Annotated in this window: 25 protein-coding genes; 8 read left to right on the forward strand and 17 right to left on the reverse strand. The window is 61.6% G+C overall.

Annotated features, from left to right (window positions below; all coding sequences use genetic code 11):
• Positions 1-9 precede the first annotated feature (9 nt).
• Positions 10-1,728 (forward strand): glycosyltransferase family 39 protein, encoded by a 1,719-nt coding sequence (locus VJZ71_14205; GenBank protein HKQ49220.1) that lies wholly within the window; start codon positions 10-12, stop codon positions 1,726-1,728.
• Between the two features lie 140 nt (positions 1,729-1,868).
• A complete protein-coding gene (locus VJZ71_14210; GenBank protein HKQ49221.1) occupies positions 1,869-3,089 on the forward strand; it encodes a redoxin domain-containing protein in 1,221 nt (406 codons plus the stop codon).
• Between the two features lie 94 nt (positions 3,090-3,183).
• On the opposite strand, the gene VJZ71_14215 is transcribed toward VJZ71_14210, so the two are convergent.
• The 12 genes from VJZ71_14215 to VJZ71_14270 form a co-directional block, all read right to left on the reverse strand.
• Entirely contained in the window at positions 3,184-3,930 is a 747-nt protein-coding gene (locus tag VJZ71_14215; GenBank protein HKQ49222.1) for a PEP-CTERM sorting domain-containing protein, read from the reverse strand.
• 247 nt (positions 3,931-4,177) lie between these two features.
• Positions 4,178-5,635 (reverse strand): F0F1 ATP synthase subunit beta, encoded by a 1,458-nt coding sequence (gene atpD / locus VJZ71_14220; GenBank protein ID HKQ49223.1) that lies wholly within the window; start codon positions 5,633-5,635, stop codon positions 4,178-4,180.
• A gap of 59 nt (positions 5,636-5,694) precedes the next feature.
• The gene (gene atpG / locus VJZ71_14225) at positions 5,695-6,588 is read right to left on the reverse strand and encodes an ATP synthase F1 subunit gamma (GenBank protein HKQ49224.1); all 894 of its coding nucleotides are present in this window, start codon (positions 6,586-6,588) and stop codon (positions 5,695-5,697) included.
• Positions 6,589-6,600: 12 nt separating this feature from the next.
• Positions 6,601-8,253, reverse strand: coding sequence for a F0F1 ATP synthase subunit alpha (gene atpA, locus VJZ71_14230; protein ID HKQ49225.1), 1,653 nt, complete (start codon positions 8,251-8,253; stop codon positions 6,601-6,603).
• Between the two features lie 4 nt (positions 8,254-8,257).
• Complete coding sequence (gene atpH, locus VJZ71_14235; GenBank protein ID HKQ49226.1) at positions 8,258-8,860, reverse strand: ATP synthase F1 subunit delta; 603 nt, start codon at positions 8,858-8,860, stop codon at positions 8,258-8,260.
• Positions 8,861-8,928: 68 nt separating this feature from the next.
• The gene (gene atpF, locus VJZ71_14240; protein HKQ49227.1) at positions 8,929-9,564 is read right to left on the reverse strand and encodes a F0F1 ATP synthase subunit B; all 636 of its coding nucleotides are present in this window, start codon (positions 9,562-9,564) and stop codon (positions 8,929-8,931) included.
• A gap of 34 nt (positions 9,565-9,598) precedes the next feature.
• Positions 9,599-9,862 (reverse strand): ATP synthase F0 subunit C, encoded by a 264-nt coding sequence (locus VJZ71_14245; GenBank protein ID HKQ49228.1) that lies wholly within the window; start codon positions 9,860-9,862, stop codon positions 9,599-9,601.
• 143 nt (positions 9,863-10,005) lie between these two features.
• The gene (locus VJZ71_14250) at positions 10,006-11,121 is read right to left on the reverse strand and encodes a F0F1 ATP synthase subunit A (GenBank protein HKQ49229.1); all 1,116 of its coding nucleotides are present in this window, start codon (positions 11,119-11,121) and stop codon (positions 10,006-10,008) included.
• Positions 11,118-11,564 (reverse strand): hypothetical protein, encoded by a 447-nt coding sequence (locus VJZ71_14255; GenBank protein HKQ49230.1) that lies wholly within the window; start codon positions 11,562-11,564, stop codon positions 11,118-11,120. The genes VJZ71_14250 and VJZ71_14255 overlap by 4 nt, the downstream gene beginning before the upstream one ends.
• 37 nt (positions 11,565-11,601) lie before the next feature.
• Positions 11,602-11,838, reverse strand: coding sequence for an AtpZ/AtpI family protein (locus tag VJZ71_14260; protein HKQ49231.1), 237 nt, complete (start codon positions 11,836-11,838; stop codon positions 11,602-11,604).
• Between the two features lie 248 nt (positions 11,839-12,086).
• Positions 12,087-12,866, reverse strand: coding sequence for a penicillin-binding transpeptidase domain-containing protein (locus tag VJZ71_14265; protein HKQ49232.1), 780 nt, complete (start codon positions 12,864-12,866; stop codon positions 12,087-12,089).
• Between the two features lie 318 nt (positions 12,867-13,184).
• Positions 13,185-15,896 carry a multicopper oxidase domain-containing protein gene (locus VJZ71_14270; GenBank protein ID HKQ49233.1) on the reverse strand — a complete coding sequence of 904 codons (2,712 nt, stop codon included), beginning with the start codon at positions 15,894-15,896 and terminating at the stop codon, positions 13,185-13,187.
• Positions 15,897-16,088: 192 nt separating this feature from the next.
• Here VJZ71_14270 and VJZ71_14275 point away from each other — a divergent pair, with 192 nt between their 5' ends.
• The 4 genes from VJZ71_14275 to VJZ71_14290 all read left to right on the forward strand — a co-directional run bounded on the left by VJZ71_14275 (position 16,089) and on the right by VJZ71_14290 (position 19,613).
• Positions 16,089-17,198 carry an acyl-CoA dehydrogenase family protein gene (locus VJZ71_14275; protein ID HKQ49234.1) on the forward strand — a complete coding sequence of 370 codons (1,110 nt, stop codon included), beginning with the start codon at positions 16,089-16,091 and terminating at the stop codon, positions 17,196-17,198.
• A gap of 291 nt (positions 17,199-17,489) precedes the next feature.
• Positions 17,490-17,753 carry a hypothetical protein gene (locus tag VJZ71_14280; protein ID HKQ49235.1) on the forward strand — a complete coding sequence of 88 codons (264 nt, stop codon included), beginning with the start codon at positions 17,490-17,492 and terminating at the stop codon, positions 17,751-17,753.
• A gap of 379 nt (positions 17,754-18,132) precedes the next feature.
• Positions 18,133-19,005 carry a hypothetical protein gene (locus VJZ71_14285; GenBank protein HKQ49236.1) on the forward strand — a complete coding sequence of 291 codons (873 nt, stop codon included), beginning with the start codon at positions 18,133-18,135 and terminating at the stop codon, positions 19,003-19,005.
• The gene (locus VJZ71_14290; protein ID HKQ49237.1) at positions 19,002-19,613 is read left to right on the forward strand and encodes a hypothetical protein; all 612 of its coding nucleotides are present in this window, start codon (positions 19,002-19,004) and stop codon (positions 19,611-19,613) included. The genes VJZ71_14285 and VJZ71_14290 overlap by 4 nt, the downstream gene beginning before the upstream one ends.
• Positions 19,614-19,959: 346 nt before the next feature.
• Here the strand turns inward: VJZ71_14290 and VJZ71_14295 are convergent, their stop codons facing one another.
• The gene (locus VJZ71_14295; GenBank protein HKQ49238.1) at positions 19,960-21,144 is read right to left on the reverse strand and encodes a pyridoxal phosphate-dependent aminotransferase; all 1,185 of its coding nucleotides are present in this window, start codon (positions 21,142-21,144) and stop codon (positions 19,960-19,962) included.
• A 146-nt stretch (positions 21,145-21,290) separates the two neighbouring features.
• On the opposite strand from VJZ71_14295, the gene VJZ71_14300 reads away from it, so the two are divergent.
• Positions 21,291-21,728 (forward strand): hypothetical protein, encoded by a 438-nt coding sequence (locus VJZ71_14300; protein ID HKQ49239.1) that lies wholly within the window; start codon positions 21,291-21,293, stop codon positions 21,726-21,728.
• Positions 21,729-21,805: 77 nt separating this feature from the next.
• The gene (locus VJZ71_14305; GenBank protein ID HKQ49240.1) at positions 21,806-21,961 is read left to right on the forward strand and encodes a hypothetical protein; all 156 of its coding nucleotides are present in this window, start codon (positions 21,806-21,808) and stop codon (positions 21,959-21,961) included.
• A gap of 33 nt (positions 21,962-21,994) precedes the next feature.
• Here VJZ71_14305 and VJZ71_14310 read toward each other — a convergent pair whose 3' ends face one another.
• From VJZ71_14310 to ubiE, 4 genes are read right to left on the reverse strand one after another with little or no spacing between them, the layout of a single operon-like run.
• Positions 21,995-23,269 carry an alpha/beta fold hydrolase gene (locus VJZ71_14310; GenBank protein HKQ49241.1) on the reverse strand — a complete coding sequence of 425 codons (1,275 nt, stop codon included), beginning with the start codon at positions 23,267-23,269 and terminating at the stop codon, positions 21,995-21,997.
• A gap of 32 nt (positions 23,270-23,301) precedes the next feature.
• On the reverse strand, positions 23,302-23,895 hold the full coding sequence (locus VJZ71_14315) for a UbiX family flavin prenyltransferase (GenBank protein HKQ49242.1): 594 nt from the start codon (positions 23,893-23,895) through the stop codon (positions 23,302-23,304).
• A gap of 26 nt (positions 23,896-23,921) precedes the next feature.
• On the reverse strand, positions 23,922-25,751 hold the full coding sequence (locus VJZ71_14320) for a tetratricopeptide repeat protein (protein ID HKQ49243.1): 1,830 nt from the start codon (positions 25,749-25,751) through the stop codon (positions 23,922-23,924).
• Positions 25,752-25,786: 35 nt separating this feature from the next.
• Positions 25,787-26,536 (reverse strand): bifunctional demethylmenaquinone methyltransferase/2-methoxy-6-polyprenyl-1,4-benzoquinol methylase UbiE, encoded by a 750-nt coding sequence (gene ubiE, locus VJZ71_14325; GenBank protein ID HKQ49244.1) that lies wholly within the window; start codon positions 26,534-26,536, stop codon positions 25,787-25,789.
• Positions 26,537-26,551 lie beyond the last annotated feature (15 nt).

The raw sequence follows: 26,551 nt of genomic DNA on the forward strand, positions 1-26,551 counted from the left end.
GCGGCGCCGATGCAGGACAGCCCCGCGACGTTGGCCCGATACGGGCTGCCCGCGATTCTGCTCATCGCCGCCCTGGCCCGACTTCCCTGGCTGGCGTCCGTTCCGCCGCCGCTGAATCAGGACGAAGCCTCGCGCGGCTACGACGCCTGGGCGCTGCTCGAGACCGGCGCCGATCGCCGCGGCGAGTCTTGGCCGTTCTTTCTGGAGAGTTTCGGCCCCGGCGACTTCACGGCGGCGTTGTCGACCTATCTGACCATTCCTTTCGTCGCCTTACTGGGTCCGACGGTGACCGCCATGCGGCTCCCCTGCGCGCTCTTGGGCATCGCGACCGTCGCAGCGATCTTCGGACTCGTGCGCCGGTGGATGGGCGTGCCGGCGGCACTGGTGGCCGGGATCGTGTTGGCCCTGAATCCGTGGCATATATCGCTCACCAGAACGGCCCACGAGGCCGCCTTTGCACCGTTCTTTCTCGCGACCGCCCTGTGGGCCTGGCAGCGCGCGGGCCTTTTGCTTCGCCCCGCGGGCTGCGCGACGGACGAATTGCCTGATCGTCCATCGACGGTATGGGCGGCGCTCGGCGGGCTGCTCATGGGGGGCCATGCCTGGGTTTATCCGGCGACGCGGCTCTTTACGCCGCTGTTCGTCGCCGCTTCGCTGGGCATCGGATGGCGACATTTTATCGAATTGGGAAAGGCGCGCGCGGGCCGGCGCGTCCTACTCGCGGCCGCGGCAGGGATTGTCATCGGAACCGCCCCCCTGTGGATCACCGCTTTGACGCACCCCGAACGCCTGGCGGCGCGGGCCCGTGCGACGCTGATCTTCGCGAAACCCTTGCCGCCGAGTGAGATGCTGCTGAAGTTCGCGGGCAACCTCGCGAAAAACATCGACCCGCGCTATCTCTTCTGGCAATGCGACGAGATGAGCGGCGTAACCATACCCTATGTCGGTCAACACCTCCTCGTCCTCGCTCCGCTTCTTATCGTCGGAATGGCTCGGCTCTTGTTAAACGCGCACCGATCGACGTGGGACCGCTGGATTCTGGCCTGGCTGTTTCTCGCACTGATTCCCGCGGCCATCTGCCGCGACTGGAACCCGCACGCCTTGCGCACCATCGGCGGCCTCGCGGCTTATCCCGTGATCATGGCCTACGGCGCCATGGCGATCGGCGAGCGGCTCCGGCATTGGCCCACCGCCAAACGAACGCTCACGGCCGGCGTGGCAACGCTTGCGCTCGCCGCGAATATCGTCCATGCTGCTTATCGCTACGGCTGGGAGTTCCGAATCGCGGCGGAGCCGGGGTACCAGAACACCCTGCTCCGGGCCTTGGAAGTCGCCGCCGAGCATTCCGAAGAAGCCGACTTCATCCTGGTGACCAATCGCTCCAACCAGCCCTATATCTACGTCTTGCTCCTCGAACCCATACCGCCGACTATGCTGGCGGAAATCCCCACCGTCATAGTGAACTATCCACACGCCTTTCATGAGGTCCTGCGGCTCGGCAAGTACTATTTTGCACCTCACGACCTCAAGGAGGCCCTGCCGGAGGTCAAGACGACATTTGACCGCGCCTTTGGGGCCCTGCCGCCTTCGGCCCAGGGCTTGGTCGTGGAAACCAGGGGCCGCTTCAAAGGGGGTCGGATTCTGGCCACCATCCCCTGTAGCGACCGCCGCCGCCTCGACGACGATTTTGAGGTCCGATGGTGGAGCCCCGGTGAGGGCCGGCAGTAAACCCGGCCGTCACTTGCAACCTGCCAATTCCAAAATGGGGGAATGGTAACAGGGCCGATTCCGTTCTAATCTAGGGCATCCTCCGGCCGCCGAACGGCCGGCGGCGGAGGTGGACATTGAGATTACGACAGGAGTTTTCGATGAACCCGATGAAACTACGGTGGTTGTGCATGGCGTTCCTGATGGCCGGTCTTACCCTGCCGACGCGGGCGGACGATGAGGACGAGCCGGATGTACCGGCGATCCTCAAGGCAGTGGATTCAGCGACCAAGGCCCTGACTGAGGTGTCCTACGACGCGGAGTTCCACGCGGAAGGGGAAAATGCCGAACAGTATCCTCTGGTCAAGGGAAAAGTGGAGCTTCGGGAAGCCAAGAAGGGTCTGATCGGGAGCATGTTCGGTGGCGGCGCCAATCTTTTGCATTTCAAGGGAAAGTTCCAGCCGCCCGGCTCGGAAGAGGAATTGCAATTTGAATCGGCCTGCGACGGGAAAAACGTCTACGCCATCGATTTCGCTCAAGAAGTGTTCACGCAGGGGAAATATCCCGAGGCGAGCCGGATCCTGGCCCCGGGCTTGCGGCTCTACATGCAGGAATACGTTCATGCGACGCCATTTTCCGACGAAATCAATGCGAAGTCGGCAAAGCATGAGAGCGTAAAAAAAGTCGGCGACGTGGAATGCGATGTGATCTACGTCGTCTATTCGGAGGGCGTGGAGGCACGGTGGTTCTTCGGCAAGAAGGATCACCTGCCGCGGCGCGTCGAGCGCATGGACTTCAGCGAAGAGGGCGAACTTAAAGCCGCGCTAATTCTGGTCGTGAAAAACCTGGACACCAAGCCGGGCCTGAGCGATGCGGCCTTTCGGCTCGATGCCCCCGAAGGCTACAAGTCCAAAGAATTCGAAGCGGGCGGCGGTGAAGCGGCCGCGCTGCTCCCCAAGGGCAGTGCCGCGCCGGATTGGGAACTGAAGACCGCTGAGGGTGAGACCGTGAGCCTTACGGAGCAGAAGGGCAAAGTCGTCGTGCTGGCATTCTGGGCGACCCATAGCGGGCCGTCAAAGTTGTCGATGCCCGGGATTCAAAAGTTGCACGACGAATTCAAGAGCAAACCCGTGCTGGTGTGGGGTGTCAATTGCTGGGAAAGCCGCGATCCGGTGCAGTACATGAAGAAAAAGGGCTACACGTTCGGCCTGCTCATGGACGGCGACAAGGTCGCGGACAAGTACCGGCTGAACAATCTGCCGGCGTTCTATGTCATCGACGGTGAGGGCAAGATCGCCTATGGCTCGCTGGGATTCCTGAAGGACAAGGACAAAGAACTGGCCAAGGCGGTCGAAGAGGCGCTGAAAAAGGGCAAATCCTAGACACGGGCGGATTCGATCCGTCGTCAGGACAAAAGGAGCCCCGGCCGTTATCGACCGGGGCTCTGCGCATGAAGGCGTGCGCTGCACGCGTTCATCAAACGGTGCGTCGGCGCCCCGCCGATCGCCGAATGACGATCATCCCGGCCAGAAACAGAACGAGGGATGCAGGCTCGGGTACATACAGGTATCGTTGGTCGGAGCCGAATTCGACGATGCTGCCCAGCGCCAGCTCCTGAAGCTCCGCCTGCGACAACACATCCGACAACGTCAGCACGAATTCGATTGAATTGCTGACCGCAACATGCTTGTTGGGGATGGACCGAATCAGCGGATTCGGCGCAATGCCCCCAAACGGCCCGCCGACTCGCGCCTTACCCCCGCCGAAGCTCGTCAGTCCGTGGTTACCCTGGCTGGTGGTAATGACCTGGGCAAAGGATTCAAGCAGATCGCCGCCGCCGGCATTGGTCCACGCCCATTCCGCGTTCACGTTGTCGCCAGCCCGCAGAGTCGACCACTCCGCCAGCCCGACCGAGTCCACTCCGATGGACGCGCTATCGCCGGACAAAATAACCACGCCGGTCGGCAGATTCATTCCCAGCGACACAAGAAGCGAGTCCGCCGCGCTAAAGCCGTCTGGTATGCCGCTGCTGGTGTTTTGCAGGAGTATGGTGAGGAGTGGCCCGCTCGATTCGAAAGTGGCCCGAGCCGCGAGCCCGTTGAGCGGATCCGCATTCTCTCCTCCGCCGTCCTGAAACAAATCTATGGTGATCGTGCTCGCCGAGACCGGCGCGGCGACCGCGAGCGCAAGAAAACCGCCCGCCACGAGACAAATCTTCTTCATGTGCCCCCCCAAAAACGTGAATGCGCGTTGCCCGGTCGTCCGCCGCTGCGGACGGCGGCATGCCCCCGTCGACGCCGCTATCAACTATTACACGGGAAATCGGAAAAGCAAAAAGAATGGCGGCGCACGCAATGGACGTGAGGATTCTCGGGCGCGCGCGATTCGCGGTCGTGCAATATCAGATGGAACCTGTGATCGGCGGACTCTCGGGTCCCCGGAAGCAAAGGAGCGATAAGTTTGATAAACGTCAGGCCTGGAGCTTCTTCGCCTTCTCCACTGCCTCTTCGACCGCCCCGACGTACATGAAGGCCTGCTCCGGCAGCTGGTCGTATTTGCCTTCGCAAATACCCTCGAAGCTGCGGATCGTATCTTCGAGCTGCGTGTAGTTGCCGGGGAAGCCCGTAAAGGTCTCGGCGACGTAGAACGGTTGCGAAAAGAATCGTTCGATCTTTCGAGCCCTGGCGACGAGCAGCTTGTCCTCCTGCGAAAGTTCGTCCACGCCGAGAATGGCAATGATGTCCTGCAGGTCGCGGTAGCGTTGCAGAATCTGCTGCACCCGCTTGGCGCAGTTGTAGTGCCGATCGCCGATGTACTGTGCGTCGAGAATGCGGCTCGACGAGGCCAGCGGATCAATCGCCGGGTAAATGCCCTTTTCCGAAATCGAGCGGGCCAGCACGATGAACGCGTCGAGGTGCGTAAAGGCCGTCGCCGGGGCCGGGTCGGTCAGGTCATCCGCCGGGACATATACGGCCTGCACGGACGTCACCGCGCCTTGAGTGGTCGAAGTAATCCGCTCCTGAAGTTCGCCCATCTCCGTCGAGAGCGTCGGCTGATATCCGACGGCGCTGGGCATTCGGCCCAGCAGCGCGGACACTTCCGAGCCCGCCTGGCTGAAACGGAAGATGTTGTCGATGAACAGCATCGTGTCCGCGCCGGATTCGTCGCGGAAATACTCTGCCATCGTCAGAGCGGACAGCGCCACGCGCAACCGCGCACCCGGCGGCTCGTTCATCTGGCCAAAGACCATCGCCGTATGCTCGATGACCTTCTTCGTCTTGCCCTCCGTGTCCTTGAATTCCGCCTCCTGCATTTCGAGCCACAGGTCGTTGCCCTCGCGCGTGCGCTCGCCGACGCCCGCGAAGACGGAAAAGCCGCTGTGCTCGCGGGCAATGCGGGCGATCATCTCCTGGATAATGACGGTCTTGCCGAGGCCGGCGCCGCCGAATAAGCCCGTCTTGCCGCCGCGAACGAACGGAGCGAGCAGGTCGACGACCTTGATGCCCGTCACGAGCTGCTCGGTCTTGGGTGTCAATTGGTCAAAGTTCGCGGGCTCATGGTGAATCGGCCGGCGGTCCTTGGCCTGCACGGCCCCGCGACCGTCGATGGGATCGCCAAGAAGATTGAAAACGCGGCCCAATGTTTCTTTACCGACCGGAACGGACACGGGTGCGCCGGTGTCGAGGATGTCGATGCCCCGCTTCAGACCGTCGGTGCTTCCGAGAGCGATGGCGCGGATGCGTCCGCCGCCCAGGTGGCTGGCAACTTCGCAGGTGAGCAATTCCTTGCGCGACTGCTTGCCGATTTTCCGGTCCACGTTCACCTGGAGCGCGTTGTACAGCCGAGGCATCTGATCCTCGGGAAACTCGGCGTCCAGCGTCGAGCCGATGACCTGCGTGATTTTTCCGACATTCGTTGCGTTCGCCACCATGAGGAATACTCCGCGTCTATCCGGTAGGGCGGGCCCTGCCCGCCGATGACTCGTCTCTACTTAAGCGCTTCCGCACATCCGACGATATCGAGAAGCTCCATCGTAATTTGCGATTGCCGCGCGCGGTTGAACTGCCGCGAAAGCGATTTAATCATGTCCCCGGCGGCGTCGGTCGCCGCCTTCATCGCCACCATGCGCGCCGTTTGTTCGCTCACCGCCGCGTCCGTGAAGCATTGGTAGAGCCGCACTTTCACGGTTTGCGGCAACAGGACCTTGAGCAGTTGTCCCGGTTCCGGCGAGAAGTCGTATTGCACCGTTGGCTTCGGCACGCCGGCCTGGGGTGCGGGCTTGGTCTCGCCCGTTTGCACTTCGGCCCGCGACAGGGGCAAAAGTCGGACGGTCTCGGGCACCTGGCGTCCGGTCGAAATGAATCGCATGAAAGTGACATAGACCGCGCCGAGTTCACCCGCCTCATACCGTTTCATGAAAGTCGTCGCGAGCGGTTCGACTTGTTCAAATCGCGGGCGGTCGTCGATCGTCGTAATCGCCTGAGTTATCTCCTTGCGCATGAACCGGAAGTAGGCGATACCTTTTTTTCCAACGACGTGAAGTTCCAGTGGCCGGGTCGCCGCCTGCATGTGAGCCATGGCCTTGCGCAGGACGCCCGCATTATAACCGCCGCACAACCCGCGATTGGACGTTAAGACGAGCAGCAGGTCCGTGGGGGCGTCGGGATTCTCTTTCAAGAGCGGATGATCGATCTGCCCTTCCGCCGCCGCCGAGAGTTCTTCCACTAGCTGCGTGATCTTTTGTGTATAGGGCTTCGTCGCCGTCGCCCGCTGAAACGCCTGCTGAAAGCGCGCAGTGGCGATGAGCTGCATCGTCTTCGTGATCTTGCGGATGTTCGTCACCGCCTTGCGGCGCTTGACGATTTGTCTCGCCTTGGCCATTGCGATCGCCTATTACTTGGTCGCCACAAAACGCGTCTTGAAGTTTCCGATGATGCTCTTCAGCCGCTCCTCAACTTCAGCCGTCAGCTCTTTCCTCTCATTCGGGTCTTTCCATACCTCTGGGAATTCGTCGTGCAGGTGCTTGAGCAGTTTCTCCTCGAATTCCGCCACGCGGGACAGCGGAAGATCATCCAGGAAGCCGCGCGTGCCGGCGTAGATGCTGATCACCTGATCGATGACGTGATAGGGTCGATATTGCCCCTGCTTGAGCAACTCTACCATTCTTGCTCCGCGATCGAGCTGCCGCTGCGTCGCCGCGTCGAGTTCCGTGCCGAGCTGGGCAAAGGCCTCCAATTCGCGGTAGGACGCCAGGTCGAGCCGCAGCGACCCGGCGATCTTCTTCATCGCCTTGATCTGGGCATTGCCGCCGACGCGGCTCACGCTGATGCCCACGTTGATCGCCGGTCGCACGCCCGCGAAGAACAAATCCGGCTCCAGGTAAATCTGCCCGTCGGTAATGGAAATCACGTTCGTCGGAATGTACGCCGACACTTCGCCTTCCAGCGTCTCGATCACGGGTAGCGCCGTCAGTGATCCGCCCGACTTCGGATCCACGGCCACCTGATGCCCGGCGTGGTTCTTCAGGTCATGCTCGGCCTGATGCTTGCCGGGCACGCCGATGTACGTCTTGCCGTTCGCGCCGCCTTCCTTGTACGGCTGTCCGGAGGGGACGATCGCGCGACGCTCCGCCAGTTTGCACGACCGTTCCAGCAAGCGACTGTGCAAATAAAACACGTCGCCGGGATACGCTTCGCGCCCCGGCGGCCGCCGCAGAAGCAGCGAAAGCTGGCGATAGGCCTGGGCCTGCTTGGAGAGATCATCGTAGATGACGAGCGTATGCTTGCCCTGCGTGTACATGAAAAACTCGGCCATCGCGCAGCCGGAGTATGGGGCGATGTATTGCAACGGTGCGGGATCGCTGCTGCCGGCCGAAACGACGATTGTGTACTCCATCGCCCCGTTCTCGCGCAGACGCTCCACCGTCCCCGCGACGGTCGATTCTTTCTGGCCGACCGCGACATAGACACAGATCACGTCCCCACCCTTTTGGTTGATGATTGTGTCGATCGCGATGGCCGTCTTGCCCGTTTTGCGATCTCCGATGATCAGTTCGCGCTGCCCGCGGCCAATGGGGATCATGCTGTCGATGGCCTTCACGCCGGTCTGCAGCGGTTGATTGACCGGCTGGCGTTCGGCGATGCCGGGGGCCGTGTATTCGAGGGGCCAGCGGGTATCGCTGACGATGGCGCCCTTACCATCGAGGGCCCGGCCCAGCGGATCGACGACGCGGCCGACCATGACATCGCCGACCGGCACGCTGAGGAGGTTGCCCGTCGCCCGGACGGTGTCGCCTTCCTTGATGCCCAGATAATCGCCGAGGACGACGGCGCCGACGGAGTTCTCTTCCAGGTTCATCACCTGGCCCATCGCGCCGTTTTCAAACTCAATCATCTCGCCGGCCATCGCGCTGGACAGCCCGTAGATCTGCGTCACGCCGTCGCCCACGGCGATGACGCGCCCGACTTCGGCCGCCTCGAGCTGCTCCGAATACTGGGCGATCTCCTGCTTGATGACCGATGTAATTTCGTCGACTTGGATTCTCATTCCTCTATCCTTCCGTCACGAAGCGGCCGGTCCCGGCCAACAGGTGTTTTTCCGTCGCGGCCAGCAGGGCTGAACGCATGTCGCGAATTCGTCGCTTGATCGACGAGTCATATTGCCGGTCACCGGCCTGCACAATGAGGCCGCCCAGCAGCTCCGGATCGACGCGTTCGACCAGCACGGGCTCGCGGCCCAGTATCCGCCGGGCGGCTTCACGCAGCGTGCTGCGCTGAGATTCTTCCAGCGGCACGGCTGTGGAGATGAAGACTTCCTGCCGCCCGAGTTTTTGCGTGAGCTTGTGGCGATACGCGTCGCAGACGGCGGGCAGGATGGACGACCGCCGCTTGTCGTTCAGCACCATCAGGAGGTTGAACACGAGCTTGCTCAGCTTGCCGCCGAAGATCTTTTTCAGGCTCTCGCGCCGGGCGTCGACGTCGATCGCCGCCGAACTCATCATCGCCGCAAACGACGGCTCGGCCTTCCACAGCGCCGCCAGATCGGCCAGCTCCTGCCCGACCGGCTCGGCCTGCTTGGACTCGTCGGCCAATTGCAGCAGACTCTCGGCATAGATCGCCGCGGCCGCCTGCGAGATGTCGAATTCAGAAGCCATAGTTTTCTGGGTAGGGCGGGCTCTGCCCGCCGTTCAAAACTGCGGCGGGTGGAACCCGCCCTGCAACTTCAATTCCGCGCCTTGCTCAACTCAGCCAGCGACTCGTCCAGCAATCGCCGGTGATCGCCCGCCGACATATCCTTCCGCACAATCTTCGACGCCAGCGTCGTCGCCAGCATGATCGTCTCGTCATGCAGTCGCTTGACGGCGTCATCGCGGGCGATCTGGATGTCCTTCTTCGCCGCCGCGACGATTGCATCCGCCTCACTCTTGGCCTCGCCGTGAATCCGCTTGCGGACCTCCTCCGCATCCCGCCGCCCCTCCTCGACGATCGCGGTCGCTTCCTCGCCGGCCTTGTGCACCTTAGCGGTGTAGTCGGCCAGGAGCTGTTCGGCCTGCTCTCGCTCGCGCTTCGCATCGGCCAGGGACTTGCGGACGAACTCCTCACGATCGTGCAGCGCGCCGAGGATCGGCTTCCACGCCGTCATCCGCAGGACCAGCAGCAGGATCACGAACACGACGATCGACCAGAAGGCCGAGCCGATGTCCCAATCCAGCAGTGCCGGCTTGGGGCCATGTTCGTCCCCATGCGCCGCGCCCGCCGCAGCGGGCGCGTCCCCATGCGGTGGGTCGGACGCCCGCGCCGCCGGCCCGGTCGCCACACACAACAGCGTCATCAAGAACAAGGATGCCAACGTTCGCATCGCGGTTCTCACTTTCTCAAGAAAGGGCGGCCGACTAGATCTTGCCGCCCAGACCGTTGCAGACGACCAGCGCGAAGAAGGTGAAGCCCTCGATCAGCGCCGCGGCGATGATCAGCGAGGTAAAGATGCGCCCACCTGCTTCCGGCTGTCGGGCAATCCCGCCGACCGCTTCGCCGGCCAGATGGCCGATGCCCTTGGCGGCGCCGATCGTGGTCAGCCCCGCGCCCAATCCGGCGCCCAGGGCGATAAGACCCTTGTCGCCCATCAACTGCGTTGCTTGTGCAAGTATGTCGATCATGTTTAACAACTCCCGCTAGGCGGCCCGGGGGCCGCGCCTCAGTGAATCTCTTGCCGGACCTCAAGTTAATGGCCAGGACGCCGGCTGCCCCAACCTCGTTTGTTTGACGCCGGACCCGCTGGGCCGACGATTTCATGCTCTGACTAATGTTCCGGCGCGACGGACGCGCCGATGAACAGCGTGGTCAAAAACGTAAATACATACGCCTGTAAGAAGGCGACAAATAATTCCAACATGCTCAGCGCCGCGCTGCCGAGCGCGCTGATAATGCCGACGCCCGTGTTTGCGGCGACGCTGCCTTTGAAAAGAAAGATCAATGCGAGAATCGAGGCGAGCACGACATGGCCCGCCACCATGTTGGCGAAAAGTCGAATCGCCAGGGCGAAGGGCTTGATAAGCGCGCCGATGAATTCCAGCACCAGCAAAAACGCCCACATGCCGATGTCGGCGACCATCAGGAGCATACTGCCCAGGCCGGTAACCTTCTCCGGTTTGAAGACGTGCGGGGCAAAATTCCACAGATAGAGAAACGGTGCCGCCATTGCCGCCGCCGGCGCCGCCATCCCTCGAGGCCGATGATCAACGTGATCCGCCGCATCTCCATGAGCGAGGCCATATTCATGCCCGCCGCCGTGCAAATCATGTGTCTCGTGATGGTCCTCACGGTGATGGTGATGGCCGTAGGTGCCGGCCACGAGATCGCGAAAGATCTGTTGGGTTCCCGAAAAGTGTATCATCAGGAAGCTGCACGTTGCCAGCCCCGCCGTGATCATGATATTGCCGGTCGCGGTTCCGCCGATGTGCTGTAGCTTGCGCCCGCTGAGCAGATAGATGATCGAATCCAGCGGGATCATGCCCAGCAAATTGCACAAGAGAATGTAAAAGAAGACGGTCCACAAGAACGGCATGAATCGATCCGTCTTGTCCGCGAGGACCGGTCGGGCGACGTCGTTGCGGATGAACTGCATCATCGCCTCGATCAGATTGGCGACGCCGGTCGGGACGCGGTCCTCGGGTAAGCGATTTTGCATTGCTGCATAGCGCCGGCCCAGGATCGGGAAGAAAATAAGCAGGATGGCCGCCGCCACGAGCGTCATCAATAGCTGATTGGTGAAGTAGAAGTTGTGCGGATCAATGCGAAAGATGTTCAAGCCAAATGGGTCTGTAACGGTCCAGGGAAAACGCCAGAGTGGTTCAGTGAACCGATGCGGCAAAACGTGATCGAGCGGATCGTGTGATGCGAGGAGGAGCCCAATCATGCCGCCGCCTCCTTCGCCCGCGAGTCCATTCTCATCCCGCCCGACGCCGGTGTGCCCGGCACATAAAAGCGGCGCACGCCAATCACCGCAAAAGTTGTCTCAATGACGAGAAGCAGCATATAGAAAACAACAGCCCAAAAAAGAAAAGACGTCAGGTGCGGCTTCGCCATTGTTTGATACGCCAAACCCAGGCCCGCCGTCACGAGCAATCGAATTCCCGTCCCCGCCAGCGCCGCCTGGCCGATGTGCACCGGCCAGCGCCGTGCGACGACCGCCATCGGCAGCGCCCCGATCAGCGCCGCGATCACACAGATCACGCCGATCGCCGTCATGCTGCGAACGCCCGCATCGCCCCAGCGGCTCTGCGTCGGTCCATAACCGATCGCGCCCGCCAAGAAGACCGCGCCGAGAAGTGAGAATACTGTTGCGAAGAAGAGTTTCACGTGCGAAGTCGTCGCAGCCTTTCGCGAGCCGTTGCCGTCAGGGGTTCAACTTGTTCGCCTGCCGCACCATCAGCAGCAGACCGCCGGCCGTACCCAGGAGAAAGCCGCCCAGCGAGCCCCACGGCGACCATCCGTAGGCCTCATCGAGACGGTACCCGACATACCCGAGAACAAGGACCATGCCCACAAACTCGATCGCCAGGCTGCTCATCCGCAACCACTGCAATCGCGTTTTGGCTTCCTTGTCGTTCGGGTCTTGGGGCCGGTCCTCCATCGGACTTTGTGCCAAAAAGTACAAAGTCTAAGTTAAAAAAAGCGGCGATCTTTAGGGATTCGCCACTGATCCCGGAAGGGAGATTCCGCCCGCACCGGGAGGGGCAGTCTAGTGGGTAGCCCGAACGCCTGTCAACACCGCGGGCGGTTTTATCGCCACACCGACGGTGAGTCGCAAGTACAGTCGCCGCAACAGGTTGCGAACCGCGAGCGACCTATTGAGTTGTTGCTGGGCGACGGGATTTCTACTTAACGTGGCATCATGCCCGCGTCTTTCAAGATCTCGATCACCATTTGCCGCGCGATCGCCCCCGAAGCCCCATCCTTCGCCTCGATGTTCAGCGCGAAGACATATTCCCGCCCGTCGCTGCGAAGGTGGCCCACGTACCAGCCCAGCGACCCCTTCCCCTCCGTCAGCGCCGAGCCCGTTTTGCCGCTCAAGGTCCAGCAATCGCCGCTCGAGTGCACAAGCAGCCTTTTCACCAACGTCACGTTAGTTTCGCTGAATGGCAGCCGGCCCGTATAGAGCTTCTCCAAAAAAGTTACCTGTTCCTCCGCGGAGACTTGCAGCGACCGGTCAAGCCAGAACAGATCGATCCCGCCGGAGATGTCCTCGTTGCCATAACCGATTTTGTCAATAAATGCCTTCATCCGCTCCGGCCCCACCCGTCGCGCGACCTCCTGAAAGTACCAAAGACACGACTCCTTGATCGCCGACGCCAGCGTATGATCCCGCTCCCACGCCTTGATGTACTTGGGCTTCCCATCCCATTTGAACAGCGTGTTCTCATCTTTGAGCACGCCCGACTCCAACCCGATTAACGCGTTGACGATCTTGAACGTCGAGCAAGGAGCCAGCCGTTTCTTGCACGCCTCCCCACCGTAACGGGCGACTTCACCGCCCCCGACCTCGCGCAGGATGAAAGCGCCGGTGAACGGCCCGAACCGCGATTCAAAGTTCACCGCCTCCACCTTCGGTCCGGGCGGCGAAAAAACGATGAGCAGAGGGATGAAAAAAGCGGGGAACATGCGCGACTCCTTTCGGCAATGAAACCAATCGGTCGTCCTGACCGACAGGAGCTATACGCCCAGGGGCGCAAAACGGTTCATCGATAGGATGCGGCTCGGAAAACCTCGGCCGGGAGGCCCTTGGAAAAGGGGCGAAAACCCCCGCCTGGGCGTCAAGGCAAAACGGCGCTCAGCAACGAGAAAGTGGCATTTCCCGTGATAGCTCGGAACGGAATCCCGAATAGTCCGTAGATCAGACTCATCAGAGCGGTGAAAAATATGGACATTTACGTTCTCCGGTGACCGCCGACCATGTAAGCATCGGCCAAAGCCACCATATCACTTTCGGCGGCGGCGAATCGCCAATTTCATTCCGACCACGCCCAATAGGGTCAACGGAATGGCGCTGACCATCCCGGGGGCACAGATGGGTACGCCAAACAAAAAGGACAGAAATATGCGCAAAAAGCCGTCGTCTGTATCGGCGCAGTCGGCGGTTCCGTTGTTGTTAAGGTCCGCGTCCGGATTCCCACAGCCACAGGCGCCCGGGGAGGTCTTGAGCGGGTCGTTCGGGCAGCCGTCGCTCGGATCGGCTACCCCGTCGCCGTCGCTGTCCGCTTGAGTGTCGATCATCACCAGCGCGGGCGCGGAAATACCCCCATCGTCGTCGGACGCCGTCACCGTCACATTGAAAACGCCGGCCTGCGCAAAGTTGTGGCTGGCGCTGCAGGACCCCGCCACGACAGCGGCCACCGTTGTCGGACTACCGTCGCCCCAGTCGAACGTACACGACAGTGCGTCGCCGGTTCCGGGATCGGTAACTGACGCGGTCACCGGGACCGAAGCGGGAGCGGTGAACGTCGAGCCGTTCGGCGGGCTGGCGATTGTCGCCGTCGGCGGAAGATTATTGACCACGAGTGCGAAGGCCACCTGATTCTTGCGAAGGCTCGCGTCCGTCGCCGTGGTGTAGAGGAACTGGCTGTTGTCGGGTCCGTCCGTGGTGGCAAAGCTCCACGACCAGGTTCCATTGGCGTTGTCGATTAACGCACCCACGGCCGGTCCGGCCAACGTAATGGCATCGCCATCCGGATCGTCGTAGGTTCCGTCCATCATCGCCGTCTGGCCCTCGTTGATCTCGATGGATGCCGCGAGGGCGTTGACGTTCGGCCGCTCGTTGCCATCCGGGTCCGCCACCACGAACTCGGAGATCATTCCGAAGCTGGCGTGGAAGAAGATGTGACAGTGAAAGACCCACCGGCCCAGCGCGCCGCCCGGTGTGATGCCGTCCATCAGGGGGCGGTCATCAAGCCGAATTCGATAGCGGAGCGTGTAGTCCGCCGGTACGTCGATGTTGTCCCTGAACTCGCTGTATGGAAAAGTATACGTCGGAAAAGCCGGCCTTGTGAGGTCAATCGGCTGGATCGAGAAGCCGTGCAGGTGGAAGGGATGGTGTGCGCCGGTCGTGTTGGTGACCGTCATTTCCAGAATGTCGCTGACTTCGGCGTAGCGCGCCGAGTCGAAATGCGGAACGTTCGTGTAGTCGACTCCCGGGAAATCGTGGCCGCCGATCACACCGTCGACGCCCAGTGAGGTGCCCCCGACTTGAGTGAGCTGGATGTCGTCCGCGGTGCAAGGGACGACGTTCAACGGAGAACACCCATCCTTGGCCGGGACAAACGCGTCGGGGTCGAGAAGCACGCCCGTTGGCGCGCCGAGGGTCTCGACCGCCGCCCCCGCAATCGACGAGCGCAGCGCCGTGCCGGCCATGATCGTGTACGGCACTGCGGCCATACCCGTGACGTTCAGGTGCATGACCGGGACGGTCGGGATGTTCGAGAATCCTGTTCCTCCCGGACCGGTACGCATGAAGTCCATCGTCCAGAGCGTGAGCACGCCGGTCGCCGCCGGCGGGATGGCCGCCACGACATCGGCCCGATCGCCCGGGTCCAGGAGGATCTCGCCCGCGCCATACTTGAAGTCGAAGGCGCCGACGATTCCGCCATCGACGACGGCGTCGTCAAGGAGCCCTCCCTGACCGCCGACCCGGACAAGCGGAATTTGCATTCCGGTGCTGTCGGTAAGGCGGAGGCGAAAGAACCGGACCGTCGCCGCATTCCCGATGTGCAGGCGAAGCCCCTGCCCGGCCAGGACGTCGTACGTCGCTGCGCCGGGGGCCAGCGCTCCCGGCGCCGAGGGAGATCCCGCCCGGCCGCCGACATTCATGCCGTTGGTCAATACCGTTTGTCCTTCGTTCACCCTGCCGGACGTGCCGTCAGGCTGGATATTCGGGATCTCCCCCTCGTCGAAGGTCTCGGGGAGCATACTCATTCCGTCATCGTCGAAGGGAGCAAGTTCGCAGAGATCATCAGGCTGGGGCCCGAGCTGCGCCGGCAACGCCATCCCGTCCTGCCACGTCATCGAGCCGACGGTATACGTGGCGGCGTCGTTAAAGCCCGGTGCCTTGCAGACGGTCGTATCGCTGAGCGCCAATGTCAGCGTCTGGGATTCAGGCGGGAGGACTCCGGCCGCCTGAAGCTCGGCCTCATGAGGATCGGTGACGATGATCGGCCCGTACAGCCCGCGGAAGAGCTGGTTCGTGGATGCGTGGTGATGCGGGTGATACCAGAAAATCCCGGGGCGCGTAATCGTGAACTTGTAGAGAAACGTGCCGTTCTCCGGCACCTGATTCTGGCTCAGCGGAGTCCCATCGCTGGCGTTGTTCAGCTCGATGCCGTGCCAGTGGATGCCCGTGGGATGCTCGGTGTGGTTTTCAAAGTACACGATGACCGTGTCGCCGACCTTCAGGCGGAACTCCGGCCCCGGAATCGCGCCGTTGAAAGTGTGGGCGTGCGCCATCACCCCGTTGCCGATATCGACCATTGCCTCCTCAACGACGATGGTCGTCTCGACGACGTTGGGGTCCGGGTTACTGTCGACGACGACGGGAATGACGTACGGACTAACGCCCGAGGTTGCCAGCGCTGTCTGCCCAAACATGGCAAAGACCAAAGCGAAAGCCAAGCACGTTAGTAGACTGTTTTTTGCGTTCATTTTTCCCACTCCTTGACTCAGAAAAAGATTCCTCTAGCGTGCCGAGGATCGACGAGTGTGTCAAGACAGATGCCACACGATGACCTTACCGTAGTCTTCTCCATGCGCCGGGCTGTTAATTGCTGAGATTCGTCGCCGCCGAATCCTTACCATCGCGCTTCGCGAGCCCCTGCCACCCGTTACAATGCCGGCATGGACCCGGCCCTCGAGAGCCTGACCAAGAAACTCGCCAAGCTCGCCACCTACTACGATCACACCGGCGAATGGCCGGTTAAGTCGCTGGAGCACCTGACCGACGCCGGGGCCTGGACTTGGGTCATCCCCCGACAATTCGGCGGTCTGGGCCTCGACCCTTTCCTGCAAACCCAGGGTTACGAGGCCGTCGCCGCCGGTTGCATGTCCACCCTCCTCATCCTCACGCAGCGCGACGGCGCCGCCGAGTTCATCGCCCAGAGCAACAACGAGCCGCTCAAGTCCGATCTCCTGCCCAGGCTCGTCCGCCATGAAACGATGATCAGCCTCGGCATCAGCCAGCTCACCACCAGCCACCAGACCGGTCGCCCCGCCCTGACCGCCAGGCCTGACGGGTCATCCTTCAAGCTGCATGGATTTTCTCCCTGGATCACGGGCGCCCGCGAGTGTCAGTACCTTGTCATCGGAGCGGTTCTGCCCGACGAGCGCCAGCTGCTCCTCTGCGTCCCGACGGATTTGAAGGGCGTCGTCATCGACCCGCCCATGCAGCTCATGGCCCTCCAAAGCTCGCAGACCTGCGAGGTGCACTTCAAAGACGTCGTCGTCGACGAGCAATACGTCCTCCGCGGCCCGGGCGAACGAATCCTCGCCTCCCGCTCCACCGTCAAGCCCCTCGTCGTCGCGACCGCGGGCATCGGCCTCGCCGGCACGATGGTCCGCCTGATCCAATCCCTCGTCGCCAAGTCGCAACCCGCGGCGGAACCTGGCGCGGCGAGCAGCCCGCTGGTCGAAATGGCCGACGAACTCACTGCCCGCTACCAGGCCCTCCGCGATCGCCTCATGACCTTCGCCGCCTCACTCCTCGACCCCGCTCAGGATGTCCCCAAGACCGAGATTCGCGTCGGTGTAAACGACCTGCTCGTGCGGCTCGCCGCCGGTCTCTTGATCTACTCCAAAGGCTCCGGTCTTCTCCGTCAGCGCGACGCCCAGCGCCTCGTCCGCGAGGCGATGTTCTTCCTCGTCTGGTCCGCCCCCGAAGACGTCCGCGCCCAAACCCTCGCCCGCCTCCTCGACCGGCCGGACCCGCAGATTCGCTCAATGACCCGGTAGCGTCCCAAGGTAGGGCGGGCTCTGCCCGCCGTAGCGTCCCCCCTCGGCGGCAGACGATGTAGGGTGGGCTCCGCCCACCGTTCGTAGAGTTTCACCGGTACCAGCCGACGGCGGCGAATAGCGAACGATGGCAACCCTCGATCGCCACCGTACTTGCGCCAGCAAAATTTTTTCGGGATTAGCCCGTTGCGCCGCTCCGATCCAACAGACTAATGGGCCATGCAACCCTCCTCGGCGTAGCCATAGGGAGGGCGAGGCTCCCGCCGAGCCGCGAATTGAGGAGATGAATCTATGAAACACATGACCCTGCCCATGATCGGAATTGCGGCGTTCTGGTTGAGTTGCAGCCAAGCCCCGCCGCCCCAATCGGCAACGCCGCGCGCACCGCAAACGAAATCCGCCGATCCGGTCCGGGATTCCAACTACGTCGGCGTATCGGTGGCGGGGAAGGTGCCGGAGGAAGTGCCGACGCTGGTCAACACGATCGTCGCGAAATACGTGGATAAGGTCAACCAGCTGCAGAAGGACACGAATCGCAAAACGGGAGCAAAGTAGGGCAGGTCGAGTCTTCGAGACCTGCCATGACTCTGTTCGAAACCCCTCGGGAGGGCGAGGCTCCCGCCGAGTTGCGAATTGAGGAGATGATCCTATGAAACGCATGACGCTCCCAATGATCGGAATCGCGGCACTTGGGTTTTCGTGCAGCCAGGCCCCGCCGCCACAGCCCGCAGCGCCGCCGCCCCCGTCGACTCAACCAGCCGACGGCCCGGAAGCAAGGCGCGCGCAGCTCCGAGCGGAGGAAACCGAGTTGGCCACAAAGGCCGATTCACTCAAGAAAAAGTACGAGGAATTGGAAAGAAACAAGGAAGCGACTCTTTCCGCGATCGATGCAGCGCTGAGCCAATACCTCCAAAGCGGTGGCCAGCTCCATGCGGTGCGCGAAAAGATCATTGCACTGGAAGCTCGATTGTCCAGCGCGAAGATCCCTTCTGAACAAGACCGAGGCCTTGCGGAAATCTCTCAGCGCGAAACCGAAGAAAAAATCCTCACCCTGACCGCGCTCGTTACGGAACTACAGGTGGATATGTACGGCAAAAGAGCACTTTACGATGCGCTCAAGGGGGACCCCAATTCGCCGAAAAAAGCGCTTCGAGAGGCCCGCAAGAACTACCGCGAGGCCGTCGAGCAACTCCGGACCCTCAAGGAATCGCTCGCTGAAGCAAGAGCGGAGCAAATGGAATTCGACCTGCGCGAAGCAAAGCGGCGTCAACGCCCCGGCGAGCCGAAAGCCGATTCCCGCTTCCTCTCGCAAGAATCTGAGCAGACCATTTTGACATTGACGGCGTTAGTGACGCAGCTTCAAAAAGACATGCTGCGCAAGAAGGCCATCTACGATGCCCTCTCCTATGCGAAGCCGGACACACTGCCGATCACGGCCGAACTTCAGAATCTGTTGAATCAGGACCCCTTCATTAATCAACTTGAGAACCGGCTCCACACCGCGGAGGAAAAACTCAAAGCGACGCGGAGGTTCGGCGTCAATCACCGGGTGTGCAAGGCGGCTCAGGTGGCCCGGGACGTCGCCGCCGATCGTGTCACAGAAGAGCGCGCCCGCAAGATTTCCGAGTATCACAGAGGTCAAATTGAACAAGCCAAGCGCAATTTCCTGGAGGCGCAAGAGCAATTGGTCACGTTAAAAGACCGCCTCATCGAAGCAAAAAGCAAACAAATGCAACTCGACGCCCTCGAAGCGCGGCGGCAGCGTGACGCCGCGCAGCGAGCAAAGGAGAACGCGAGTACACCATGACGCACAGAATCAATCGCCAACTCAGAAACGTCCTTATTCTTATTCACGGCAGCATCTTTTTCTCGATCGGCTGCGGCCCTATTGGTATTGATTGGTCGGGTTTCCTGCCGCCCACCAACATATCGAAAGAGACCACCTTCGTGGTGGAGAATAGCTCTCGTTTTTCGCAGGATCCGAGTGATGCGTTCGCGTACGTCGTGCCGGGCGAGGTTCGTGACGATCTTTCCAAACTTTCTGGGTGTTGGGGGTCGTCCTATGTGTTTAGTTTTCTAGGAATACCAGTTCTCGGATATGACATGTACAGCTTCGATCCGTCGTCGGGAAAGATGCGGTTTCATCAACTCCAGGGCCCGAGATATATTGAACATACTGCCGATTATGTGCTCGCATCTCCGAACATGATAACCGTTCGCAACGTAGTCCATTTCTACGATGGTAAAGATCAGTATGTTACAGAGGGCCCTATTTCTGTGTTGCTGACGCTTCAAGCTGATAGGATGAAAATCGCCTTTGTATCTTTGGAAAACTCTTTTCTAGATGGAGGCTTAGGAGAACCGGACGATGTTCGGGTGCCATTGGTCTTTAAGGCCTTCGATTGCCCCGAGTAAGCCCTGCGCACGCGATTCGGCTCTCCTCAAGCCTGCAGCCTCAAGTCTCAGGCCTTTTTTTTACAGGGATCGGCGAGCAAGAGTACAGATCAGAGTGCAGGAAAGGCGGAGGCCCCGCCGTTGCTCTCAAGCTCACGCCCGACCGCCAAAAGGCGACGGCTCGTGAGGCCGGAGGATCCGCGCCATGAGGATGAATTTCAAGTTTTTCAAGCGTTTTCAAGCACAAAAACATCGCGGCGCGCACGGTCTTCGGCTTCTTTCGGGATCTTTCACCCAAAAGAGATGCACATGCGTTACTCGCCTTCGGCAAACGACTCATTCCGCCTTCCGATTCCCGGCCATCCCCTCACGCCTTCCCCAGCAGTCCCTCCAGCCGATCCAGCCCCTTGTCGATCGTCGCCAGGCCCGTCGCGAACGACAGCCGCACGTGCGTGTCCATGCCGAACGCCCCCCCGGGCACGACGGCGACGTGCGTCTTTTCCAGGACCAGCGTACAGAACTCCGCGGAGGTGTGAACGCCGAGCCGCGAGAACGTGCCCGAGACATTGGGGAAGCAATAGAACGCCCCGGTCGGCTCGTGACAGGTCACGCCGCGCAACGCCGACAGCCGCCGGTGCATATGCCGCCCGCGTTGCTCAAACTCCCGGCGCATCTGCTCGACATGCGCCTGATCGCCCGTCAGCGCCTCGACCAGCGCGTGGTGAATGAACGTCGCCGTGCCGCTCGTCGTGTGCCCCTGCAACTTGGCCATCGCCTTGATGATCGGCGCAGGGCCCGCCGCATACCCCACCCGCCAGCCGGTCATGGCGTGCGTCTTGCTGGCCGCGTTGAAGGTGATCGTCTTGCTGAAGGCCTCGGGACTCGCCGCGGCGAAGCTCAAGTATTCGCGCTTCTTGCCATACAAAAGATTGTCGTACATCTCGTCGGAAAAGACGATGATGTCGCGACCGGACAGGACCTTGGCGATTGCGCGGACTTCGTCCGGCGTGTAGGTGAACCCGCCGGGGTTCGATGGACTGTTGAAGACAAATACCTTCGTCCGCGGCGTCAGCGCGGCGGCGATCTGCTCGGGCCGCACGCGAAGACCATTGGTCTCCTCGCCGCGGATCGGTACAACATTGCCACCGCAGAGGTGAACCTGCTCGGGAAACGTCACCCAATACGGCACGGGCAGGATGACCTCGTCGCCGTGGTTAATGAGCGTCGCGAAGGCGAGAAAAAGCGCCTCCTTGCCGCCGACGGTCACGATGACCTGCTCCGGTGTGTAGGTGAGGTCATTCTCGCGGCGAAGCTTCTCGCACACGGCCGCCCGCGCCTCAGGTATGCCGCTGGTGGGCTTGGCGTAGCCGGTGTGACCCGCGTCGAGGGCCCGTTTGGCAGCGGCCTTGATGTGCTCGGGGGTGTCGAAGTCCGGCTCGCCCGCCCCAAAGCCGACGACATCGACGCCGGAGCGCTTCAGCTCGGCCGCCCGCGCCGCAACGGCCAGCGTCGCCGATTCGTCGATCGCTTGAACGCGTTGGGACAGTTCCATGCTTCAGTCTCAAACAGGGTGGCACGGTCTGACAGCAGTCAGGCCGTGGTTCGCCCCTCTACGCACGCCATCGCCTATAATTCCGCCATCCTCGGCGGCGCGTGACTGTAATCGGCGCGCTGCCGACGATCAAGCAAAGGAGAAATATGGCCGCCGCAAGCGTGTTGGACGTGGGAAATTGTGATCCCGATCATGGGACGATTCAGCAGATGCTCCGTGAGAACTTCGATGTCCGCATCGACCGCGTGATGTTCGTGGACGACGCCCTCGCTCGAATGCGCGAGCAACAATACGACCTCGTGCTCTTCAACCGCCTGATTTTCGAGGACGGCAGCGAAGGGATCGAGCTATTGAAGCGGGCCAAATCCGACCCGGAGCTCAAAGACACGCCCATCATGATGATCAGCAACTTCGACGACGCCCAGGCCGCGGGCGTTGCCGCCGGCGGCGAACCCGGATTCGGCAAGAAGTCCGTATTCGCTACCTCGACCATCGAGCGGCTTTCCAAGTACCTGCCCATGAAGAATGCCGGCCCGCGCGGACGAAACACGGAAGGTTCGGAAGTCCCCATAACGGGGCATTAATCCGACTTGACCGGTCGCAGACGCGGCATAGGATTGGTAAGGTCATTCACTTCGGGCGACCAAGGGGGGGCGGCATCGTGAAATCATTGGTCAAGAAACTCGCGGCCCAAGAAGCGGGTGTCGAGGTCGTCGAATACGCGATCCTCACCGGCATCATCGTGGTTTCCTCGCTTCTGAGCATGACGTCGATCGGCGCATGGGTATTGGTCCAATTTCAAGCCGTCGTTAATTGACGGTTTGGTCCTGAACAACGCGGCTTTTGTCTATTAATCCGAGACTTGTTTCGGATACCCATCATGCAATTCCCAATAGCCGTTCGGCTGTTTGATGAGCGGCCGCCCATGCTCCGCGCCGGGCTGGCGACGGTCGCGCAGGAGCAGGATCAGGTCGGAACTGACCGCCGGGTTGTTGTAGAAATAGTCGTGGCCGACGAGACCGTCGGAAACGCGTGCATCGATCACATCCACGTCGACGAGCCGGGCGAGGTTGCCGCGGGCCTGCCTCGGAAGTTTCAAAAGGCCCAGCGTTCCCAGCCGGATCGTGCTGTCGAAGAGATAGCGAACGATGGCCATGGCCAGGTCATCGGGCGAGGCGTAAATGGTGATGCGTTCGCAGGCCCGGTTGATGCGCTCGGCCTCCAGGCGCTGCTGGGCCACCTCCCAATCGATGTCCGGCGCGGCCAGGACGAGGTATCCGATCCGCAGCGCGGTCGCGGCGGGCTTTTCGTCCTGCGGGTTTTTCGCGTCGTAATAGACATTGAGTTCGCGCAGGGCGCTGACCACCACATCCGCCCCGCGGCTGTGCGCGATCACGTGCACCTTGCCAAGGTTGGGAGTACCGGCCAGGGCGCGAAGAAAGTCCTTGAGGTGGTAGAGCGTGAATTCACCGGACTCACGATCATAGTTGTACCCACGCGACGAGAGACCGCTACCGGCGGGCCAACTGTAGATGACCGGTACGCCGCGCCGGCCGAGAAAGTGCCAGAGTCCGGCCATGACACGGGCCGCATCCTCAAAACTGTAATTGAACCCGTGGACAAACACATAGACGTCCTTGTGCGGACTCTCGTCCAGGCGCTGCGCGACGAGTTCGCGGAACGACTCTTGCGCGCCGTCAAACTGCTGCTGAAGTTCGGCCAGCGCGGCAGTCTTGTCGGCTTGGGCGTCGTCGACTTTCCACGGCGTCGCCGGAAATGCCCCACGCACCTTGGCGGCCCCGACCTCAAGCGGGATAGCGCGTCGCCGAGTCGGGCGGGTCGATTCATCCACGAGCGTCGACCAGTCGTCGCCGATCGCGACCGGGCAGACGCCGAAGGTCAACGCCTCCGACCGCTTCGATCCGTAGCGCACGGGCTGATCGTCCCCATTCTCCGCCTTACGGTCCGTCGCAAAGATCACGTTGACCTCGGGAGTGCGCAACGTCGTCGGCACGTCCTCCCAGGGGTTCTTCTCCGCGTCCACGCAGATGTTGGGGGTGAGCATCAGTTGCGGAGCGCACGCGCCGATGATGAGGGCCAGTCCCGCAATCGGGACGAGTGCCATACGCCGGAATCGATGCTGCATGGCATGACCCCTTACGGATTGGCGGGCGGCTGCCACCGCGTATTCAATTCGTGCGCGACGCCGACCAGATCGCAGAGCTTTCCAGCGACGAAATCGACGAGGTCTTCGATCTTCCCGGGCAGCATGTAATAGCCCGGAGAGGCGGGGCAGATGATCGCCCCGGCCTGTGAGAGACGGAGCATATTGCCGATCTCTATTTGCGAAAGCGGCATCTCCCGGGGCACGAGGATCAGACGCCGGGCCTCTTTCAAGTGAACGGCCGCCGCGCGGGAAATCAGGTTCGCACCCGTCCCCGCCGCAATCTCGCCGAGCGTATTACTGCTGCACGGGCAGACGATCATCCCATCCGTCAGAAATGACCCGGAGGCCAGCGGCGCGCCCACGTCGCGATAGGCGTGAATCGTGATGGTCTTGGCCTTCTCCGGTCCGACAAGACTCTCGGGCGTCGGCTTCACGATGCCCAACTCATCCTTCATCAGTCGGCGGCCGTAGGGCGAGAGAACCAGGTGAATCTCGACGTCGCCCTCGGCCAGACATTGCAGCAGCCGTCGCGCGTAAACGGCCCCACTGGCTCCGGTCACGGCGACAACGATGCGCTTTTTCATGAGACAATTCGCCTTCCGGACAGTCATTAGCCGGCCGTGGGTTCGATCATGGACAGCGAGGAGAGGCGTTCCTTTGCTTCCTGGGTCCAGCAGCTCTCGGGGTATTGCCGCGTCATTTCCTGATATTGAGTACGAGCTTCGTCCATCAACGAGTCTTCCTGCAGGACTTCGCCCAGATGATACAAGGCCTCGGCCCCGGCCGGGCTGCCCGCCAGCTCTGTCGCGAGGTGCCGGAATTGCAGGATTCTCCGGCTCACCGCCGTCTCCAGCAGAGTTCGCCGAATCCGTACGTAGTCCGTGGTGGGCGAATTCGGAAACGCGCGGGCCAACGACTGTAGATTGCCGGCGTAGAGCGGATCGGTGTCGTCGAGGCAAAGGAGAAGTTGAGCGGGATGCACCTGTTTTTCCGCCGTGGCGGCGCCCGCGGCAAAAACCTCATCATACGGGCGAGGGGAATCCGCGCGACAAAACAGGAGCATCTCTCGAAGTCGCCTGGCCTGGAGCAGCAGCAATTTCCGATCGATTCTCATGGCCGACGGTTCGGATCGTAGGAAGATCGTCACCGCTCCCCCATCCTCGGGAGCTGCCGGGCGGCTGCTCGTCGATGCGGGGTCAAAGCCTCCCAGCAGCTCCGACAGACGATCGACGGCTTGATCGAGGCGGCCCGCACGCGCCTCCAGGATAGAAAGCTTGTAGAGCGCCAATGCAGAGAGTTCGTTGTCCGGAAATTTTTCTCGAATGGTCTCCCACGTATGCAGGGACGCGGGGCTGGGCAGATCGTTGCGATACTCAATACGATTCGCAACCAGGAGCTTGTTGCGCTGGATGCGCTGGTCCTGGGCCTGGCCCTTGAGAAAGTACACATTGGGCACGTGCCGCGACGTGGAGAACTGCCGGATGAATTCTTCGCAAAGCTCCACCGCCCGGCTTCGATCGATCTCCGTTTGCAGGAGACCGTCGGCGATCCCTTCCCGTAACAACTTTCGATGAATAGCGTCGTACGATTCGCCGGACGCCCGGCTCCACTGCTGCGTTGCCGCGAGATGCGCCGCCGCTCCCACGTCGATCGCCGCGAACATCGTCGGATTCTGCGGGCCGATCCGGGATTCGAGAATATGGAAATCCAGTTCGTCCCGGCCGACATAGGCGTGAAAAAGAACGACCGGCACGGCAAAAAGCGCGGCGAGGACCGGTGAGACGCCGCCGGGGCGATAATTAATCAACTTGGCCAGCGCCAGCACGACCGCACAGATGACACAGGAGCTGAGCAATGCCAGCACCCACGGCGCATATAGCAGCGCTTTGTTTTGCACCGAATTAACGGCGGATCCCGCGGGCTCCCACGACGCCATGACGAAGTAAAGGGCGACCGGGATCAGGCCGACTAGGGCGGATGCGTAGCGGAAGGAGAACTTGAAGGGTTTGAGCGAGGCCAGAACGCACCCGACGAGTACGGTCAGTCCCATCCACGGCAGGCCGGAAAGAAAGATGACCATGAGAGTGAAGATGACGGAAAACGGAAATCGATAGAGGATGGCAACGAGGATGGGAATGGAACACAGCGAGGCGAAGAGGACGCCGACAATGACGCCGTGAATGGGAACTTCCTGAACGCTGATCGGTGACGAGAGGAAATGGGACAGCGTCACCTGTTGAGCGCCACTCGGGTTGAACGATCGTTGCATCAAGTCACCGTAGCCGTCATATCGCCACGGCCAATAAATGCCGGTGCGGAGCCAAAAGGTAAAACAGCACAGGCCGGCGAAAAGCCCGGAGAGAACGATGAGCATCAATACCGCCCGGCGGCGATACTTTGGAGCCGTGCGCGACCAGACGTCCACGATCTCGGACGGCATGGGGGATGGTGAAAGTGTTGCTCCTTCCTCGACCATTAATCCTTCCATGCGACAAAAACCGTGACGATGCCCAGCGTCAGGCGGCGCGCCTCGACGCGAGCAAACCCGGCTGCCCGTAATGAGGCGGTCATGCCGGCCTCGTCGATAAAGGCCGTCACCGAGGCGGGCAGGTAACGATAGGCCCCAGTACGGTCACCGCTTATCCACGTCGCAACCGTCGGCAGAATGCGACGGAAATAGAGCTGATACGCCCGCGCCACCAGCGGCGCCCGCGGCATCGAGAATTCGAGAATGACAAACCGCCCGCCTTTTCGCAGCACCCGAAAGACCTCGGTCAGGCCTCGGTCCAGGCTCTGCCAGTTGCGGACGCCGAAGGCGCAGCTTGCGACGGTGAAAGACGCATCGGCAAACGGAAGCGTCAGGGCGTCGCCCATGCACCAGCGGATGTCTTCGATTCTTCGATCTGCTGCCTGCCGAAGCATCTGCTCGGCGAAATCGCATCCGATCACGACCTTCGGCTTCGCGACGGCGAAGGCACGCGCGAAATCGCCCGTGCCGCAGGCCAGATCGAGGACGCGATCGTCGAGTTGGATCACGGCCATCTGCACGGCGTGCCTCCGCCAATACGCGTCGCGTCCGGCGGACAGGACGCGATTGACGCGCTCATAGGTCGGGGCGATTTCGTCGAACATGGCGCGGACGCGCGCGGCTTTGTCAGGTTGGCCGTGCGGATCGGCCAGGCGGCCGTCGTCCCAGACCGGGCTGTCGGCGGGCGAAGTGTGCATCGGCTCAGTATTGTA

The sequence above is a fragment of the Phycisphaerae bacterium genome, from assembly GCA_035275405.1.
Lineage (GTDB): Bacteria > Planctomycetota > Phycisphaerae > UBA1845 > UTPLA1 > DATEMU01.

Coding starts and splice junctions, on each gene's coding strand:
- VJZ71_14205 (HKQ49220.1), top strand. CDS start 10: ATGCAGGACAGCCCCGCGACGTTGGCCCGATACGGGCTGCCCGCGATT.
- VJZ71_14210 (HKQ49221.1), top strand. CDS start 1,869: ATGAACCCGATGAAACTACGGTGGTTGTGCATGGCGTTCCTGATGGCC.
- VJZ71_14215 (HKQ49222.1), bottom strand. CDS start 3,930: ATGAAGAAGATTTGTCTCGTGGCGGGCGGTTTTCTTGCGCTCGCGGTC.
- atpG (HKQ49224.1), bottom strand. CDS start 6,588: ATGGCCAAGGCGAGACAAATCGTCAAGCGCCGCAAGGCGGTGACGAAC.
- atpA (HKQ49225.1), bottom strand. CDS start 8,253: ATGAGAATCCAAGTCGACGAAATTACATCGGTCATCAAGCAGGAGATC.
- atpH (HKQ49226.1), bottom strand. CDS start 8,860: ATGGCTTCTGAATTCGACATCTCGCAGGCGGCCGCGGCGATCTATGCC.
- atpF (HKQ49227.1), bottom strand. CDS start 9,564: ATGCGAACGTTGGCATCCTTGTTCTTGATGACGCTGTTGTGTGTGGCG.
- VJZ71_14245 (HKQ49228.1), bottom strand. CDS start 9,862: ATGATCGACATACTTGCACAAGCAACGCAGTTGATGGGCGACAAGGGT.
- VJZ71_14250 (HKQ49229.1), bottom strand. CDS start 11,121: ATGATTGGGCTCCTCCTCGCATCACACGATCCGCTCGATCACGTTTTG.
- VJZ71_14260 (HKQ49231.1), bottom strand. CDS start 11,838: ATGGAGGACCGGCCCCAAGACCCGAACGACAAGGAAGCCAAAACGCGA.
- VJZ71_14265 (HKQ49232.1), bottom strand. CDS start 12,866: ATGTTCCCCGCTTTTTTCATCCCTCTGCTCATCGTTTTTTCGCCGCCC.
- VJZ71_14270 (HKQ49233.1), bottom strand. CDS start 15,896: ATGAACGCAAAAAACAGTCTACTAACGTGCTTGGCTTTCGCTTTGGTC.
- VJZ71_14275 (HKQ49234.1), top strand. CDS start 16,089: ATGGACCCGGCCCTCGAGAGCCTGACCAAGAAACTCGCCAAGCTCGCC.
- VJZ71_14280 (HKQ49235.1), top strand. CDS start 17,490: ATGAAACACATGACCCTGCCCATGATCGGAATTGCGGCGTTCTGGTTG.
- VJZ71_14290 (HKQ49237.1), top strand. CDS start 19,002: ATGACGCACAGAATCAATCGCCAACTCAGAAACGTCCTTATTCTTATT.
- VJZ71_14295 (HKQ49238.1), bottom strand. CDS start 21,144: ATGGAACTGTCCCAACGCGTTCAAGCGATCGACGAATCGGCGACGCTG.
- VJZ71_14300 (HKQ49239.1), top strand. CDS start 21,291: ATGGCCGCCGCAAGCGTGTTGGACGTGGGAAATTGTGATCCCGATCAT.
- VJZ71_14310 (HKQ49241.1), bottom strand. CDS start 23,269: ATGGCACTCGTCCCGATTGCGGGACTGGCCCTCATCATCGGCGCGTGC.
- VJZ71_14315 (HKQ49242.1), bottom strand. CDS start 23,895: ATGAAAAAGCGCATCGTTGTCGCCGTGACCGGAGCCAGTGGGGCCGTT.
- VJZ71_14320 (HKQ49243.1), bottom strand. CDS start 25,751: ATGCCGTCCGAGATCGTGGACGTCTGGTCGCGCACGGCTCCAAAGTAT.
- ubiE (HKQ49244.1), bottom strand. CDS start 26,536: ATGCACACTTCGCCCGCCGACAGCCCGGTCTGGGACGACGGCCGCCTG.